16 protein-coding genes are annotated in these 15,841 nt (G+C 54.2%); 9 read left to right on the forward strand and 7 right to left on the reverse strand.

Annotated elements, in window-relative coordinates; translation table 11 throughout:
* Window positions 1-309: 309 nt before the first annotated feature.
* The gene (gene gcvP, locus LVJ85_RS04285; RefSeq protein WP_244741744.1) at window positions 310-3,156 is read right to left on the reverse strand and encodes an aminomethyl-transferring glycine dehydrogenase; all 2,847 of its coding nucleotides are present in this window, start codon (window positions 3,154-3,156) and stop codon (window positions 310-312) included.
* Between the two features lie 227 nt (window positions 3,157-3,383).
* On the opposite strand from gcvP, the gene LVJ85_RS04290 reads away from it, so the two are divergent.
* Window positions 3,384-4,223: a class I SAM-dependent methyltransferase gene (locus LVJ85_RS04290; protein WP_244741747.1), complete on the forward strand. Its 840-nt coding sequence runs from the start codon at window positions 3,384-3,386 to the stop codon at window positions 4,221-4,223.
* Window positions 4,224-4,286: 63 nt separating this feature from the next.
* Here the strand turns inward: LVJ85_RS04290 and LVJ85_RS04295 are convergent, their stop codons facing one another.
* Both LVJ85_RS04295 and purM read right to left on the reverse strand, forming a co-directional pair.
* Window positions 4,287-4,523, reverse strand: coding sequence for a hypothetical protein (locus LVJ85_RS04295; RefSeq protein ID WP_085362885.1), 237 nt, complete (start codon window positions 4,521-4,523; stop codon window positions 4,287-4,289).
* A gap of 213 nt (window positions 4,524-4,736) precedes the next feature.
* Complete coding sequence (purM, locus tag LVJ85_RS04300; RefSeq protein WP_244741749.1) at window positions 4,737-5,771, reverse strand: phosphoribosylformylglycinamidine cyclo-ligase; 1,035 nt, start codon at window positions 5,769-5,771, stop codon at window positions 4,737-4,739.
* 239 nt (window positions 5,772-6,010) lie between these two features.
* On the opposite strand from purM, the gene LVJ85_RS04305 reads away from it, so the two are divergent.
* Window positions 6,011-7,081: an AI-2E family transporter gene (locus LVJ85_RS04305; RefSeq protein ID WP_244741751.1), complete on the forward strand. Its 1,071-nt coding sequence runs from the start codon at window positions 6,011-6,013 to the stop codon at window positions 7,079-7,081.
* A 230-nt stretch (window positions 7,082-7,311) separates the two neighbouring features.
* On the opposite strand, the gene LVJ85_RS04315 is transcribed toward LVJ85_RS04305, so the two are convergent.
* Window positions 7,312-7,725 (reverse strand): hypothetical protein, encoded by a 414-nt coding sequence (locus LVJ85_RS04315; protein ID WP_244741754.1) that lies wholly within the window; start codon window positions 7,723-7,725, stop codon window positions 7,312-7,314.
* A gap of 215 nt (window positions 7,726-7,940) precedes the next feature.
* Here LVJ85_RS04315 and LVJ85_RS04320 point away from each other — a divergent pair, with 215 nt between their 5' ends.
* From LVJ85_RS04320 to rpsO, 5 genes are all read left to right on the forward strand, one after another.
* Window positions 7,941-8,678, forward strand: coding sequence for an SDR family NAD(P)-dependent oxidoreductase (locus LVJ85_RS04320; RefSeq protein ID WP_244741756.1), 738 nt, complete (start codon window positions 7,941-7,943; stop codon window positions 8,676-8,678).
* A gap of 82 nt (window positions 8,679-8,760) precedes the next feature.
* Window positions 8,761-9,378 (forward strand): Smr/MutS family protein, encoded by a 618-nt coding sequence (locus tag LVJ85_RS04325; RefSeq protein WP_244741759.1) that lies wholly within the window; start codon window positions 8,761-8,763, stop codon window positions 9,376-9,378.
* Window positions 9,379-9,502: 124 nt separating this feature from the next.
* Window positions 9,503-9,883 (forward strand): hypothetical protein, encoded by a 381-nt coding sequence (locus LVJ85_RS04330; protein WP_244741761.1) that lies wholly within the window; start codon window positions 9,503-9,505, stop codon window positions 9,881-9,883.
* Window positions 9,884-10,077: 194 nt separating this feature from the next.
* Complete coding sequence (locus LVJ85_RS04335) at window positions 10,078-11,319, forward strand: aromatic amino acid transporter (RefSeq protein ID WP_244741764.1); 1,242 nt, start codon at window positions 10,078-10,080, stop codon at window positions 11,317-11,319.
* Between the two features lie 223 nt (window positions 11,320-11,542).
* The gene (gene rpsO / locus LVJ85_RS04340; RefSeq protein WP_244741766.1) at window positions 11,543-11,812 is read left to right on the forward strand and encodes a 30S ribosomal protein S15; all 270 of its coding nucleotides are present in this window, start codon (window positions 11,543-11,545) and stop codon (window positions 11,810-11,812) included.
* Between the two features lie 289 nt (window positions 11,813-12,101).
* On the opposite strand, the gene LVJ85_RS04345 is transcribed toward rpsO, so the two are convergent.
* Window positions 12,102-13,175 (reverse strand): hypothetical protein, encoded by a 1,074-nt coding sequence (locus LVJ85_RS04345; protein ID WP_244741769.1) that lies wholly within the window; start codon window positions 13,173-13,175, stop codon window positions 12,102-12,104.
* 39 nt (window positions 13,176-13,214) lie between these two features.
* Window positions 13,215-13,409 (reverse strand): hypothetical protein, encoded by a 195-nt coding sequence (locus LVJ85_RS04350; protein ID WP_244741773.1) that lies wholly within the window; start codon window positions 13,407-13,409, stop codon window positions 13,215-13,217.
* Window positions 13,410-13,597: 188 nt separating this feature from the next.
* Here LVJ85_RS04350 and LVJ85_RS04355 point away from each other — a divergent pair, with 188 nt between their 5' ends.
* Window positions 13,598-14,944, forward strand: coding sequence for a DUF2868 domain-containing protein (locus LVJ85_RS04355; protein ID WP_244741777.1), 1,347 nt, complete (start codon window positions 13,598-13,600; stop codon window positions 14,942-14,944).
* Between the two features lie 59 nt (window positions 14,945-15,003).
* Here LVJ85_RS04355 and LVJ85_RS04360 read toward each other — a convergent pair whose 3' ends face one another.
* Entirely contained in the window at window positions 15,004-15,255 is a 252-nt protein-coding gene (locus tag LVJ85_RS04360) for a hypothetical protein (protein ID WP_244741780.1), read from the reverse strand.
* 291 nt (window positions 15,256-15,546) lie between these two features.
* Between LVJ85_RS04360 and LVJ85_RS04365 the strand changes: the two genes are divergently transcribed.
* Window positions 15,547-15,801, forward strand: coding sequence for a helix-turn-helix domain-containing protein (locus tag LVJ85_RS04365; RefSeq protein WP_004282923.1), 255 nt, complete (start codon window positions 15,547-15,549; stop codon window positions 15,799-15,801).
* Window positions 15,802-15,841 lie beyond the last annotated feature (40 nt).

A 15,841-nucleotide genomic window follows, 5' to 3' on the forward strand; every position in this document is an offset into this window, starting at 1 on the left:
GGGCAGCATTAATAGGGCAAACAGCAGCCAGTCGGTAAAAGTAAATAGAAACATAAGGGCAAGCGGCGGGATAAGGGAACGGTATATCGGGTGGATATTAACGAAAGCCTTGTGATGCTGCAAATCAGTGTGCTGTTTTGAGGCTGTCTGAGCAGATCGGCTTATGGCGCAAAATGCGGTTTACGGCATATCGGTTATTCAGACGGCCAGAGACCTTTGCAGCGCAACCTTCGGCCGCGCGGCTTCAGGTTGGTTGGCAAAGGTCTCTGGCCTGTGCTGAAAACATTTGTGTGAACGGGGTTCCGTTACTTAATCTTCATACGCGCTCATCGGCGGGCAGGTGCAAACCAAATTTCGGTCGCCGTACACATCGTCCACCCTGTTCACGCTCGGCCAGAATTTGTTTTCGCGCACATACGGCAGCGGGAACACGGCTTCTTCGCGGGTGTAGGGATGCTTCCATTCGCCGTCGGTTACGTTGGCGGCGGTATGCGGGGCGTTTACCAGCGGGTTGTCGTCTTTCGGCCATACGCCGTTTTGCACGTTCAGCACTTCCTGTTTAATGGACTTCAGCGCGGCGATGAAGCGGTCGAGTTCGGCTTTGCTTTCGCTTTCGGTCGGTTCGATCATCAGCGTACCGGCCACGGGGAACGACACGGTGGGGGCGTGGAAGCCGTAGTCCATCAGGCGTTTGGCGATGTCGGTTTCGGTGATGCCGCTTTCGGCTTTGAGCGGACGCAAATCGACGATACATTCGTGCGCGACGCGGCCGTTTTTGCCGGTGTAGAGAATCGGGTAATCCGCGCTCAATTCTTTGGCGACATAGTTGGCGCTCAGCAATGCCCATTGGGTGGCCTGCTCCATGCCGGTTTTGCCCATCATGGTGATGTACATCCAAGTAATCGGCAGGATGCTGGCGGAGCCGTAGGGCGCGGCGGATACGGCGCTCATGCCGTTGGTTGTGCCTTCCACGGGCGATACGGTGTGGCTTGGGGCGAACGGGGCGAGATGGGCTTTCAAGCCGATGGGGCCCATGCCGGGGCCGCCGCCGCCGTGCGGGATGCAGAAGGTTTTGTGCAGGTTCATGTGCAACACGTCTGCGCCCACTTCGGCGGGTTGCATGATGCCGATTTGGGCGTTCATGTTTGCGCCGTCCATATACACTTGGCCGCCGTGGTCGTGGATGATTGTGCAGATGTCGCGGATGCCTTCTTCGTACACGCCGTGGGTGGACGGATAGGTAATCATCAGCGCGCCCAAGTTTTGTTGATGCTCGGCGGCTTTGGCTTTCAAGTCTTCGATATCGACGTTGCCTTTTTCGTCGGTTTTCACGACCACCACTTTCATGCCCAGCATTTGCGCGGTGGCGGGGTTGGTGCCGTGTGCGGATTGGGGAATCAGGCACACGTCGCGGTTAGGCTGGCCGTTGGCTTCGTGATAGCGGCGGATAGACAGCAAGCCGGTGTATTCGCCTTGTGCGCCGGAGTTCGGCTGGATGGAAATCGCGTCAAATCCGGTGATGGCTTTGAGCTGATCTTGCAAATCGGTAAGCATCTGCATGTAGCCCGCCACTTGGTCGCGCGGGGCGAACGGGTGGATGCTGCTGAACTCGGGCCATGTAATCGGCAGCATTTCGCTGGTGGCGTTCAGCTTCATGGTGCAGCTGCCGAGCGAAATCATGCTGCGGTTCATCGCCAAGTCGCGCTCTTCCAGCTTTTTCAGGTAGCGCAGCATTTCGTGTTCGGTGTGGTAGCTGTTGAACACGGGGTGCTGCAAGATGGCGTCTTTTCTCAACAGGCCGTCTGAAAGTTTGCCGGAGGCTTTTTCAGACAGGCATTGTGCTTTGCCGGTGAAGAGTTCCACCAACTTGGCAAAATCGGCGGCGGACGTTTCTTCGTGGAACGCCACGGCCAACACGTTTTCATTTACTTGGCGCAGGTTATAGCCCACGTTTAAGGCGGCCTGATAAATCTCTTTGGCTTTCGCGCCGCAATCCACGGCCACGGTGTCGAAGAACACTTCATGCACCACTTTGAGGCCGTCTGAAACCACCGCGTCGGCAAACGCAGCAGCCAGCGCGTGAATGCGGTTGGCAATGCGTTTCACACCTTCTGGGCCGTGGTAAACCGCGTACATGCCCGCCAAGTTGGCCAGCAGAGCCTGCGCGGTACAGATGTTGGAAGTCGCCTTTTCGCGGCGGATGTGCTGCTCGCGGGTCGATAAAGCCATGCGCAGCGCGGGTTTGCCCGAAGCGTCTTTCGATACGCCGATAATGCGGCCGGGCGACGAGCGTTTGAATTCGTCTTTAAACGCAAAATAAGCCGCGTGCGGGCCGCCGAAGCCCATCGGCACGCCGAAACGCTGGGTGTTGCCCAAAGCAATGTCCGCGCCCAAAGAAGCAGGCGATTTCAGCAACACCAAGCTCATCACGTCGGCCGCCACCGCCACAATCACGCCTTTTTCTTTCAGACGGCCTATCACGGCTTCCAAATCAAGCACATCACCGTCTTTGCCGACATATTGGAACAGCGCGCCGAAGAAATCGCCTTCGGATGCCGTCTGAAAATCGCCTACCACCAGCTCAAAGCCGAAATATTTGGCGCGGGTTTTCATCACGTCGAGCGTTTGCGGATACACGCGCTCGTCCACAAAAAACTGATTTGATTTAGATTTACTCACACGCTTGGCCATTGCCATCGCCTCGGCCGCCGCCGTTGCCTCGTCCAACAATGACGCGCCCGCCACTTCAAAGCCGGTGAGGTCGATACACATTTGCTGGAAGTTCAGCAAAGCCTGCAAACGCCCCTGCGCCACTTCCGACTGATAAGGCGTATAAGCCGTGTACCAGCCCGGATTTTCCAGCACATTGCGCAAAATCACATTCGGCAGGCGGGTCGGATAATAGCCCAAGCCGATATAGCTTTTGTTTACCTTGTTTTTCGCCGCCACACCTTTGAGCTTCGCCAACGCATCGGCCTCGCTCAAGGCTTCTGGCAGATTGAGCTCGGACGGCATACGGATGCTTTGCGGCACGGTGTTGTCGATAAAACCGGCCATGCTGCTTTCGCCGAGTGCTTTCAATAGAGCCGCTTCGTCTTTGAAACTGATGTGGCGTGATGCAAATTCGTTTTGATTAAACAAATCTTTGAAATTCATGATTTTTCCTTTGTATTTAGAGCAAGGCGGCGGAATCCGGCGCAGTGCCGCCCAAACGCAGGCTATTGTAAACGCTTTTTCGGGCGGCGGGGGCGGGTTTTCTGTGAGGCAGGCATATTAAAGATTGCCCAAAGGTGTGGGAGATACGGCGGGAATGTGTGAGGCCGTCTGAAACGGGTATGTGTTACTATTGAGAATAATTCCTATTGGAGTGGAGGTGCATGCAGATGGATACCAAAATTTCCCCCGAACATGTCGGCATATTATCGGAAACTATGCTGATTACGCTGTGGGCGAAGGCGGTGGAAAACGACCGCCCCGATGCGCTGCTGAGGGACGAGGCGGCCGCCCGCATGATGAAACAGATCGACTACGACTTCAGCGCGTTTGCCGGAGCGAAGATGTCGCAACCCGGCTGCTGCGGGCGGGCTGCTTTGATGGATCATGAAATCAAAGGCTTTTTGGCGAAACACCCCGATGCGGTGGTTGTGCAGCTTGGTGCGGGGTTAGATGCGCGTTTCGAGCGTTTGGGCAAGCCCGCCGTTACCGCTTGGTATGATTTGGATTTGCCCGAAGTGATTGAGCTGCGCCGGCAACTGCTGCCCGAAGACGGCAATCATTATCTGGCGGCGTCGATGTTTGATGAAGGCTGGATGGATACGGTAGCGGCGCACGGCAAACCCGTTTTGCTGGTGTTGGAAGGGGTGTTGATGTATTTCGATGCGGCGGAAGTGCAGGCACTTTTTGCCAAACTCACACGCAAGTTGCCGGGCGTGAACATGGTATTCGATATCGTGCCGCCTATTGCCGTAGGCCGGGCGAAGCATCACGATGCGTTGGGCAAAATGGACAAAGGCAAAGAACGCCCTGAATTTAAGTGGTCGGTGGCGGATGCGGGCGAGATGGAGCAGTGGCAGCCCGGCTTGCGCGTAGAACATGTGGCTTATTTGAGCGATTGCTGCGGCCACCGTTATCCGTGGATTGCCCGTTTGTTTTACCGTACCCGTTGGGGTAAGCGGAACTTAGACCAACGGATTGTGCGTATTGCGTTGGGAGAGGCCGTCTGAAAAGCTGATGCGGGGTTTCAGCGGAACCCGCAAAGCCCGCTTTCAGACGGCATCAGATAGAGGCTATTTGAGATTTAAGCGTTTTCCCCATTTTTTTGCGAACTCGGTCAGCTCGGCCACGCTTTCGGGCTTCAGCATCGGGCGGGCTTGTTTGGCCAGCGTTTTGGCTTCCTGCAGATTGATTTCGCCTGCGCGGTAGCGTGCCCAATGGGTTTGAACGTAGTCGGACATTTCCTGCTGATGCGTTTCCTGCGTGTGTTTGAGGATGAATTTTAAGGCTTGTTTTTCGATGATGTTCATGGGGTTGAATGGCTTTGATTTGAAGGGAAGGCCGTCTGAAAATGTGTTTTCAGACGGCCTTTATATCATTTTAATAACAATACCGTCATACTCGGGCTTGACCCGAGTATCTAGAGTTCCAGCAACTTTAGGAGATACTCGGGTCAAGCCCGAGTATGACGAGCGTACTATTTTTAAGTTGATTCACTATGATTGACTGAAGTAAGCCTGATGTTAGGCCACTTGGGTTTGGTGCTCGTCGCCGTTGCGCGCGCGGATTTCACCCAAGCGGTAAACGGTTTCGCCTTGTTCGGCCAAGAATGTTTGCACTGTATCGGCATCTTCTTTGGCGATGATGACGACCATGCCGATGCCGCAGTTGAAGGTGCGGTACATTTCTTGTTGCGCCACGTTGCCGGCTTGTTGCAGCCATTGGAACAGCTTGGGCATTTCCCATGCTTTGGCGTCGATTTGGGCGACGGTGTTTTCGGGCAGCACGCGCGGTACGTTTTCGGTGATGCCGCCGCCGGTGATGTGCGCCATGCCTTTGATGGTGAACTGTTTCAATGCGGCGAGAATCGGTTTTACATACAGACGGGTCGGCGCGATGATGGCTTGGCGCAGGGTTTTGTTACCGTCGAACGGTGCGTCCAAATCGGGCTGGTCGCGCTTGATGATTTTGCGTACTAATGAATAGCCGTTGGAATGTGCGCCGTTGGAAGCCAAGCCCAGCACGATGTCGCCGGGCACGATGCTGCGGCCGTTGATGACTTGGTCTTTTTCCACCACGCCTACGGCGAAGCCGGCCAAGTCGTATTCGCCTTCGGGGTACATGCCGGGCATTTCGGCGGTTTCGCCGCCGATGAGGGCGCAGCCTGATTCTTCGCAGCCTTGGGCGATGCCTTTAATCACGTCGGTGGCGCGGGCGACATCGAGTTTGCCGCAGGCGAAGTAGTCGAGGAAAAACAACGGCTCTGCGCCTTGTACCAGAATGTCGTTCACGCTCATGGCCACGAGGTCGATGCCGACGGTGTCGTGTTTGTCCCAGTCGAAAGCCAGTTTCAGTTTGGTGCCTACGCCGTCGGTGCCGGAAACGAGTACGGGGTTTTGGTATTTTTTGCCGATTTCCACCAGTGCGCCGAAGCCGCCCAAATCGCCCAATACTTCGGGGCGCATGGTGCGTTTGGCAAAAGGTTTGATGTTTTCAACGAGTTGGTCGCCTGCGTCGATATCTACGCCTGCGTCGCGGTAGCTCAATGAATCGCTCATGTTTCGGGCTTTCTGTAAGGGTAAAAATCGCCGCTATTTTACCTGAATTTGCAGAATCATGGTTTGCGGCAGGCAAATAATTTCAGACGGCCTCCGGGCTATTTGCTATTAATAGATGCGAATCCGCTTCATGTGCCGATTGTCGGCTGCTTGATGCGCGGCGCGGTCTAAACTGGTATGCTTCACTCCGTTTTTGAAACGCACGGGAAAAGTGCGTGGATTTGCACACAGGAAAGATTATGTATCGTAAAAAAACGCGCGGTGCGAAGCCGTGGATTGTGATGACGGTGGTGCTGTTGCTGCTGGTGTGGCTGCTGTATGCGCTGGGCAATATTTTGACGCCGTTTATTGTGGCGGCGGTGCTGGCGTATATTTTGAACCCGTTGGTGGAAAAGCTGCGTAATAAAGGTGTGAAGCGCGGCCCGGCGTCGATGCTGGTGATGATTTTTGCACTGCTGATACTGCTGGCGTTGATGCTGATTATTGTGCCGATGCTGATCAGCCAGTTTAACAATATGATCGACCGCGTGCCGCAGATTGTGGCTTTTGTGCAGGGCAAACTGTTGCCGTGGCTGGATAAGCTGGCGGGCAAACATGCGACGATTAATGTGCAGAGTATTGCTGTGTGGATTCAATCGCACACGGGCGAGTTGAACAACGCCTTGCGCCGGATTGCGCCGACCTTGATGCGCCAGAGCAGCAATGTGGCGGTGGGCTTGACCAATCTGATGCTGTTGCCGTTTCTGCTTTATTATTTCCTGCTCGACTGGCAGCGTTGGTCGCACGGGATTAAGGCTTTGATTCCGAGACGCTTTATCGACACTTACACGCGCATCACGGGCAATATGGACAAGGTGTTGGGCGAGTTTTTGCGCGGTCAGCTGCTGGTCATGCTGATTATGGGCGTGATTTACGGCGTGGGGCTGATGCTCACCGGCTTGGATTCGGGCTTTGCCATCGGTATGATCGCCGGCATTTTGGTGTTTGTGCCGTATTTGGGCGCGTTTACCGGCCTGCTGCTGGCTACGCTGGCGGCCTTGCTGCAATTCGGTTCGTGGCAGGGTTTGCTGATGGTGTGGGCAGTGTTCGGTGTCGGCCAGTTTTTGGAGAGCTTCTTCATCACGCCGAAAATCGTGGGCGACCGCATCGGCCTTTCGCCTTTCTGGGTGATTTTCTCGTTGATGGCGTTCGGTCAATTGATGGGGTTTGTGGGCATGTTGATCGGCCTGCCGCTGGCGGCGGTTACGCTGGTGCTACTACGCGAAGGGGCGGACGTTTACTTCAAGAGCCTGTTTTACAAGCATAAGTAAAGGGCAGTGCCGACCTGAAAGGCCGAGACCTTTGCCAAACCCTCATCTGCGGCGCATTTCTGCGTTGTGCGCTGCTCGCTCGTTTAGCCTTGTGTATGATATGTCTGCACTCGCTGTGCTGCTACGCCTTGAACTGCATCCACATCTGAGGGTTTTACAAAGGTCTCAGGCCGTCTGAAAAGTTTTTCAGACGGCCTTTGTTGTTGGGAGGATGGTTTTGGAATCAACGCTTAATCAATGGTTTTTTGTCTGCCGTTGTGCAGTTTCCATTTCACGCCGTAGCCCAGCAGCACGGGGGCGAGGGCGAGAATCCATTTGAACGTCCAAGTGGCGTACCACGGTTTGGCAATCACGATGGTGTCGGCCGAAATCGTGCCGCCTGAAACGAGAATATCGCGCACGGCCACCCAGTCGAGATACGGCCACCAGCAGGCGGTGAGCAGGCCGAGGAAAAACGGCCAAATATTGCGGCTCAAATTGCGCTGCCACAATACGAAACACACCACCGAGCAAATCAGCGTCAGCGCGGTAATCAGCAGCTTGGTTTGCATCGGCGCACCGAAGTAGTTGGCAATCAGATAAGTGAGGACTACCCACAAGGCGGCAAGGGTGGCTAAGATGAGTTCTTCCGGTCGTTTGAACATGCAGAAATCCTTTATGTTGCGGCAGCGTTTCGGTGGAGGCCGTCTGAAAACGGCAGATAAACAGGCGCTTAATATACCGCAAAATAAAAGCGCTGGATACGGCAGGCTGCGGAAGCGCGGGTTTCGGGTGCTTGGAAAAGCCGCTAAAATAAAGCCGCCGGGGCTGTTGGCAGCGGTCTCGAAACCTTTAAAAACCATTCAGCGGCGGAACCATCATGAACAGCAAAATCATCATCACCGGCCACAGCAGCGGGCTTGGCTTGGCATTGGCCGAACACTACTTGCAGCAGGGATGCAGCGTATTGGGGCTGGCGCGGCGGCAGGCGGCTTTGAGGCCGTCTGAAAAACTGATTCAGCACAGCGTGGACTTAAGCTGCACTCAAGCCGTGTCCGCCTTGCTTTCAGACGGCCTGATTGACGGTTTTATTGCAGACGCCGACGAAATAGTATTCATCAACAACGCCGCCGTTGTAACGCCCAATGCCGTTGCAGGCAGGCAAGACGCAGGCGAAATCGCCGCTGCCGTGTCGCTGAACGTCGCCGCGCCGCTGCTGCTCACCAATCATGTGATCGCCTGCAAACCCGCGGGCAGCATCCTGAAAATCGTCCACATCAGCAGCGGGGCAGGGCGCAATGCCTATCCGGGTTGGAGCGTGTACGGCACCACCAAAGCCGCACTCGACCATCACGCCCGCTGCATTGCCGCCGAACAACATGCCGGCGTTGCCATTGCCGCCATCGCCCCGGGCGTGGTTGATACCGACATGCAGGCGGAAATCCGTACCACCGATGCCGGAGTGTTTCCGATACGGCAGCGGTTTCACGATTTGAAAGAACAAGGCGGATTAAGCAGCCCTGCCGATACCGCCGCCCGCATCGCCGCCATGATTGAAGATTCAAACTTCGGAAGCGAAACTTTAGATGATGTGCGCCGAAGCCTTAGCCAACAATGATTTATTATTTTCAGACGGCCTCATCATGATTAAAGCTTAAAGGCCGTCTGAAAAAGACTTTATCCGTATAAAGGCCAAACACATGAGCAACGATTTCCAATCCACTCTCAAAGCGCTGGGCAAACAAGCCAAACAGCAGGCACAGGCGCGTGCCGAAGCCGAAGAACGCGCGCGCAAACAAGCTGCCGAGGAAGTGGACTTTGCTAAAGAAATGGGCGGCGTGGTGCCGCTGAAAAACAGCAACCGTTACGCCCCGCCGCGTGACAAAAGCCCCATGAAACCGCGTAAAACCGATGCGGCGGCCTTGGCGGCGGAAGACTATTTTTATGTAGGCGACGGCGGCTTCGACGAACCACCCGCTTCGTTCAGCAAAAACGGGCAGGGCAAAAACGACATCCGCCGCCTGCAAAACGGGCATTGGCCGGTGGTGGCCGACGTGGATTTGCACGGCTACACGCAGGAGCAGGCGCAGGAAGTGTTGAACGAATTTATCGAGTTCACCAAAAAACGCGGCGTGTGCGGCGAGATTGTGCACGGCAGCGGTTTGGGTTCGTCCGGCTACAAGCCCGTGCTCAAAACCCTCGTGCGCCGCTGGCTGATGGCGCATCCCGACGTGCTGGCCTATGTGGAGCCGCACAAAGGCAACGACGGCGCGGTGCGGATTCTGCTCAAACGCAATAAAACTTGGGAAACGGAATAGCATCCGGCTTAGGGTCTACCGATATGTAAACCTTGTGCAGCATGGGCGAAAAAGGCGTACATTTAAGAAAGGAACAGCCGCTGGCTTTCCGCCATCCGTTTCCCGCCTGCCAAAGGAGCGTGTTATGAAAATGTTGCAAATTGCCGCCGTTTTAAGTGCCGCCTTATCGCTGGCCGCCTGTGCCGTAACGCCCGAACAACGGGCGGCAAGGGAAGCGGCGCAGAGAAAATACGAACAGGATTTGCAGGTGTCGCTGGCCGCCCAATGCGACAAAGAAACCGCCCAATTGATGCGTGAGCAGTTCGATGCGCCGCCGCGCAGCGACAAAGAGCAAAAAGCGTTCCGTTTGCGTTATGTCGATAAGGTTGCCGACCCGATGTTTCAGGCGTGCTATAAAATGGCGTGGCAAAACTATATTGCGCGTCAAGAATTGGAGCGGCTGCGCTATTACGATGATTGGGCTGATTTTTATCCGTTCCGACGCTTTTGCTATTACTGCTGGTAAGTTTTTTTTCAGACGGCCTTGATAGGCCGTCTGAAATTTTTTTGTAGGGGGAAACGGGCGCAATCAGGCATAATATGCGCCGCATTTCGGGCTGCGGGTTGAGGATGCGGAAGACGGGAGGTATCCGCCGTGTTCTCAATAAAAGCAAAAGCTTGCTCCGCTGCGGCCTCAGCGCTGTTAATAAGGAATAGATTATGTCTGTAAAAAATCCGTCGCTGCTGGGCGGCGCGTTAATCATCGCAGGTACGGTAATCGGCGCCGGTATGCTGGCCAACCCTACCGCCACGTCGGGCATCTGGTTTACCGGCTCGCTGCTGGTGCTGCTCTACACTTGGTTTTCCATGCTTTCCAGCGGATTGATGCTGCTGGAAGTCAACACCCATTATCCGCACGGCGCCAGCTTCGATACGATGGTAAAAGATTTGCTCGGTCAGGGCTGGAACGTGGTGAACGGCATCGCCGTGGCGTTTGTGCTGTATCTGCTCACTTACGCTTATATCTTTGTGGGCGGCGATTTGACCGCCAAAGGTTTGGGCAGTTTGTTGGGCGGCGAAGTAGGGCTTCCTGCGGGGCAGTTGGTGTTTTTCTTCGTGCTGGCATTCTGCGTGTGGGCATCTACCCGCTGGGTTGACCGGCTGACCAGTATTCTCATTGCCGGTATGGTGATCGCCTTTTTCTGGGCAACGGGCGGCTTGCTGACAAGCGTGAAACTGCCGGTGTTGTTCGACAGTAATGCAGCGCCGGATACGCAATATTGGATTTATGTTGCCGCCGCGCTGCCGGTGTGCTTGGCATCTTTCGGCTTTCACGGCAACGTGTCGAGCCTGCTGAAATACTTCAACGGCGACGCGTCCAAAGTGGCGCGCGCTTTGCAGGGCGGCACGCTGATGGCGCTGGTGATTTATGTGCTGTGGCAGCTGGCGATTCAAGGCAATCTGCCGCGCAATGCCTTCGGCCCGGTGATTGAAGTGAACGGGCAGGTGTCGGTGCTGATTGAAACCTTGTCGCAGTTCGTACCCACCGGCAGCATGGCCGCGGTGTTGTCGTTTTTCGCCTATTTGGCGATTGCCACTTCTTTTTTGGGCGTGACACTGGGTTTGTTTGACTATCTGGCCGATATGTTCAAATGGGACAACAGCTTGGCAGGCCGCACCAAAACCGCCGCGCTTACCTTTCTGCCGCCGCTGGTGTGCTGCTTGCTGTTCCCGACCGGTTTTGTGAAGGTCATCGGCTATGTCGGCCTTGCGGCAACGGTGTGGACGGCTTTGATTCCGGCCATGCTGCTTTACCGTTCGCGCCAAAAATTCACAGAAAACAAAGGCTATCGGGTTTACGGCGGCATGTGGCTGATTGTGTGGGTGTTTGGATTCGGCGTAATCAATATCGCCGCGAAAATTTTGCATGAATGGGAAGTGGTGCCGGTATTCAAAGGCTGAAGCATGTTGAGGCCGTCTGAAAAAACGCTTTGAACCTTCGTGCCGTATTGCAACACGCGCACGGCAGGGGCCGATAAAATCGTGCAAACCGTTTCGGCTTGTGGCATAATCGCCAGTCCGTTTACAGATTGATCAAACGGAATTTCAGGAGTTTGTGCAGGTTTAGGCTTGGCAAACTTGTCTGAACCGCAAGGTTCTTGATTATTTTCGGAGTTTATCCATCATGGCATTAAGCGTAGAACAAAAAGCCCAAATCGTTAAAGATTTCCAACGCAAAGAAGGCGATACCGGCTCTTCTGAAGTACAAGTTGCATTGTTGACTTTCCGTATCAACGATCTGACGCCCCACTTCAAAGCCAACCCCAAAGACCACCACAGCCGTCGCGGTCTGTTGAAAATGGTAAGCCAACGCCGCCGTTTGCTGGCCTACTTGCGCCGCACTCAGCCCGATACTTACCGTAGTCTGATTACCCGTCTGGGCTTGCGTAAATAATCTTTTATGTGTTCAAACGCCGTTTATCTCTAGCGGCGTTTTTTATTGTGCGGCCGAATGCCAAGCAAAACAGTAGGGGCAGATTGTGTGTCCGCCCCTATGAAAGCCGTTGAGGCCGTCTGAAAAAGGCTTGGCAAGTTTCGCTAAAACGAGCTTGGCAGTTTTTCAGACGGCCTCAAACTTTTTAAGGTTTGCTCTTGGCTTTTATCTGAATCGTGCGAAAGTTTCGGGCTTTAAACGATGGTAAATCGGTTTAAAACCCTTATCCGATAAGCCGGCCAAGTTCCCGTTAGAATAACGCTTCCACCCGCAGCAAGGCGCCGATATGGTGTTTGCGGTTTTCTTTGCGGTTGTTGAGATAGTTGATTTCGGGTTGTACAAACAGCCATTCGCGCCAAACCGGTTGCCGCCAGCCTGCAAACGGGCCGTAGCTGTTGAGCTTGGCCTTTTTGTTTTTGATGTCGCCGCCGGCATAAATGCCGTAGTTGAGGCGTTTGTGGTTGGGGAAATCGTGCTGGCGGTAGAGGCTGTTGCTCCAAGTCCAATTCTCGTCGTTGTCTTTATGGTTGTACTCAACGCTCAGATGGTTGGCGATAAACGGTTTGCCGGCTTTTCCGTGGCGCACTTCCCAAGTGGTGCGGACATGGTGCTCGCTCTTGAGGCCGTAGCGGTAAACCTGTTCGGCGCGCGTGCTGAAATCGTTGCCCAAATCCCAATCTTTGCTGCCTTTCAGGCGCACATATAAATCGTCGCCGGAGCGGATACCGATATCGGCATCGGTATCAATGCCGGTGTATTTGCCGATGTCTGACCAGCGCAGGGCAAGAGATGAGTTGCTCTCGCGGGTTTCGGTTTTGCTGAAAGTTTTGTTATTTTGGGCGGATTCGTCGTATAAGTGGCCGGTTTGTTGCGGTTCGCTGTCTAATGAGTCGTCACCAAACACCACATTCAGGCGTTTTTGCAGCACGGGCAGCTTCACTTTGCCGCGCACACGCGGTTTTACTGAAAAATCGTCGTATTTGTTCCAAGAAGTATCAACCATCACGCGCAGGTTGGCGGTGGCGGGATTATCGGGATCGGGGTCGCCGAACCAATCGTCCATGCGGTGCGCCCAGCCGCGTATGGTGGAGCGGATATCTTTGTGCCGTCTGTCAACCCAAGTATTGTGCTGTTCCGCTTCTGCTTCGGGTTCGGGCGCAGGTTGTGCGATGGGTACATAATCGGCCGGCTCTGCAACTATGGTTTGCTTTTCTGCGGCAACCGGTTCGGCGGGCGTTTCCGCTTGCGGCGCGTTGTCTGCCCAAGCGGTGAATGATGCCGTGCCCACCAACAGGCCGAGGGAGAGGTGACGGATGGTTTTCATGGTCTGTGCTCCTTAAAATTGCCTGACAGCATACTAAATTTATACGGCATTGACCATAAGGCCGTCTGAAAGCGAACTTGTGAGCTTCGCTAAAACGAGCTTTGCGGGTTTCGCTAAAACGAGCTTGGCGGGTTTCGCTAAAACGAGCTTGGCGGGTTTCGCTAAAACGAGCTTGGCGGGTTTGGCTAAAACGAACTTGGCGGGTTTCGCTAAAACATTTTCAGACGGCCTCAATGGGTTGATTGTCGGCGCGAATACTTAAGAATAGTTGCCGATTTTGTTAACGCAACGGCCCGAATGGTTTGTTGGTCTAGAAAAACCGCCTTTGCCTTTTCATCCTCTTTCCCCAAAGCTGCCGAGGCCGTCTGAAAACAAGCCTATGTTAGAATAACGTTTTATTTTCAGACGGCCTCATCCCGATAATGCTCAACCCACACCGCCAGCTTACCGAACTCGTGCGCCTGCTTCAGGAACGCAGCTATATTTTCCCTGCCGACCCGCAACCCATCACCGAAGCCCTGCGCCACGCCGACGGCAATCCCGAAACCAAACTCAACCGCCGCGCCGAAATGATCGACAGCGACCACAAGCTGCAAGACAGCCTCGCCCGCGTCCGCAGCCTGTTTGCATGGCTGCTGCTGGCGGCTACCGTGTTTTGGCTGGTGAGCGGATTTGCCGGTACCGTTACCCTGATGCAGCAATCGGGGCTGAACTTCTTTTTCGTATTGGCAGGCGTACTCGGTTTGCACACCCTGATGCTGCTGGTGTGGCTTGCCGCCGTAGGCATGCGCTTCAAACCCAACGGCTTTTTCGCCAATCCCGCCATGTGGATACGCGGCAAAGACCCTGTCAACCAAGCCATCCTGCGCCTGTATAGCGATGAATGGAGCAAACCCGCCACCCGCTGGCTGATCGGCCAAACCACCCACCGCTTGTGGCTGGCGACCCTGCTCGGCATGCTCTCCGCCGTCGTGCTGCTGCTCACCGTGCGCCAATACACCTTCAATTGGGAAAGCACCCTGTTGAGCGACGGCACCTTCGTCAAAGCCGTGCAGGTTTTATCATGGCTGCCCGCCAAACTCGGCTTTCCCGTGCCCGATACCGAGGCCGTCTTAAACAGCCGTCTGAACAACGACATCACCGCCTCCCGACAATGGGGCGGCCTCTTAATCGGCAGCATCATCTGCTACGGTCTGCTGCCGCGCTTCGCCGCATGGCTCGTGTGCAAAATCCTTTCCCGCCGCACCCAAAGCCCGCTGCCGCTTGAAAAACCCTATTACCAACAAATCATCCAACAATGGCAGCAGCGCGTCGTCGATGCCGACACCCAAAGCGAAACCGTTACCGCCGTCGCCCCCAAAATCAGCCTCAACCAATCCCCCAAATGGGCCGTGATGCTCGATGCCGAATGGCCCGACAAAACATGGTTCAAACACATCTTAGGCCAAGACTGGCTCGACAAAGGCACCGCCGACAGCCGCGATGCCGTGGCCGTCTTAAAAAACGAATTGCAGACACAGCCCGCACAACTGCTGATCGGCATCCGCGCCCGCAGCGTGCCCGACCGCGGCATCCTGCGCCAAATCACTGCTCTGGCCGAAGCCGCACAAGGCGGAGCAGTGGTGCAGTTGCTGGTGGAAAAAGACTTTTCAGACGGCCTCGAAGACTATTTAAGCCAATGGCACGCAGCCCTAACCGAACGCAGTTTGCCGTGGTTGGATCCTGCTGGGGTTAGCCAGCGGGAGCGGTTGGAGCGGGAGGCCGTCTGAAAAATAAAAGCCGTCTGATATTCATTTTCAGACGGCTTATTGTTTGATTGGCGAATAGGTTAACGGTAGCCTGTCATAACAATATAACCTTTAGCGCGCATACAGTATCCAATTAATTTGGCAGCCTGTTCGCGGGATAAATCGCTGGCTCTAACCTCATGGCGGCAATGACCTATTTGATCTGCGGTTGCTTCTTGGGATACCCCTTCTTTAAACCAATAACGGTATGGTTGTAATTGTCGGGGAGAACCGCACGCTGAAACTAAGACAGCTAAGACACAACAAGAAAGAATAATTTTCATGGTTTTCATCGCAATTTAATTGAAAGAAAGATATTACTTTTTGTTAGAACCGCCTTGGCCGGAAGGCGGATTATTTCCTCTGCCGCCACCCGAAGGATTACCTGTTTTGCTCGGCCAGTTGGGATTGTTACCGTTATTTGCGTACATTCATCGTCTCCTTAATATTAATTATTGGGTTGAATAATCTCCTGAAAAGGAAAAATAAATATAAATTAAAATTTAATAAAATTCAATTATAGTTGAAAAATATACCATTATAATTAATTGTTTGGGCAGTCGGGTTTTTCCATACTCTGTTAAATGGAAAAACAGAACAACCCACACCCGTACCGCTTGGTTTTTGCACAAAACATGCGCCAAGTCCGCCGCTTGAGGGAAATCTCCCAAGAAGAATTGGCATTTGAAGCAGGAATCAGCAAAACCTATATTTGCGAAATAGAACGGGGCAGCAGAGCGGTGTCGATTGATATCATGGGGCGGATTGCGGATGCGCTGGAATTGCCTTTAGAAGAATTGTTACAGCGCGATTTGGCAAAATTAGGCCGTCTGAAATAAGCAGGATTTATTTTAGACGGCCTAATTTTATGAATATATT

The sequence above is a fragment of the Neisseria sp. Dent CA1/247 genome (assembly GCF_022870825.1).
In the GTDB taxonomy this organism is placed as follows: Bacteria; Pseudomonadota; Gammaproteobacteria; order Burkholderiales; family Neisseriaceae; genus Neisseria; species Neisseria zoodegmatis.

What these genes read in the sequence shown, in the direction of transcription:
- gcvP (WP_244741744.1), bottom strand. Translation starts at nt 3,156, where the DNA reads ATGAATTTCAAAGATTTGTTTAATCAAAACGAATTTGCATCACGCCAC.
- LVJ85_RS04290 (WP_244741747.1), top strand. Translation starts at nt 3,384, where the DNA reads ATGGATACCAAAATTTCCCCCGAACATGTCGGCATATTATCGGAAACT.
- LVJ85_RS04295 (WP_085362885.1), bottom strand. Translation starts at nt 4,523, where the DNA reads ATGAACATCATCGAAAAACAAGCCTTAAAATTCATCCTCAAACACACG.
- purM (WP_244741749.1), bottom strand. Translation starts at nt 5,771, where the DNA reads ATGAGCGATTCATTGAGCTACCGCGACGCAGGCGTAGATATCGACGCA.
- LVJ85_RS04305 (WP_244741751.1), top strand. Translation starts at nt 6,011, where the DNA reads ATGTATCGTAAAAAAACGCGCGGTGCGAAGCCGTGGATTGTGATGACG.
- LVJ85_RS04315 (WP_244741754.1), bottom strand. Translation starts at nt 7,725, where the DNA reads ATGTTCAAACGACCGGAAGAACTCATCTTAGCCACCCTTGCCGCCTTG.
- LVJ85_RS04320 (WP_244741756.1), top strand. Translation starts at nt 7,941, where the DNA reads ATGAACAGCAAAATCATCATCACCGGCCACAGCAGCGGGCTTGGCTTG.
- LVJ85_RS04325 (WP_244741759.1), top strand. Translation starts at nt 8,761, where the DNA reads ATGAGCAACGATTTCCAATCCACTCTCAAAGCGCTGGGCAAACAAGCC.
- LVJ85_RS04330 (WP_244741761.1), top strand. Translation starts at nt 9,503, where the DNA reads ATGAAAATGTTGCAAATTGCCGCCGTTTTAAGTGCCGCCTTATCGCTG.
- LVJ85_RS04335 (WP_244741764.1), top strand. Translation starts at nt 10,078, where the DNA reads ATGTCTGTAAAAAATCCGTCGCTGCTGGGCGGCGCGTTAATCATCGCA.
- rpsO (WP_244741766.1), top strand. Translation starts at nt 11,543, where the DNA reads ATGGCATTAAGCGTAGAACAAAAAGCCCAAATCGTTAAAGATTTCCAA.
- LVJ85_RS04345 (WP_244741769.1), bottom strand. Translation starts at nt 13,175, where the DNA reads ATGAAAACCATCCGTCACCTCTCCCTCGGCCTGTTGGTGGGCACGGCA.
- LVJ85_RS04355 (WP_244741777.1), top strand. Translation starts at nt 13,598, where the DNA reads ATGCTCAACCCACACCGCCAGCTTACCGAACTCGTGCGCCTGCTTCAG.
- LVJ85_RS04360 (WP_244741780.1), bottom strand. Translation starts at nt 15,255, where the DNA reads ATGAAAACCATGAAAATTATTCTTTCTTGTTGTGTCTTAGCTGTCTTA.
- LVJ85_RS04365 (WP_004282923.1), top strand. Translation starts at nt 15,547, where the DNA reads ATGGAAAAACAGAACAACCCACACCCGTACCGCTTGGTTTTTGCACAA.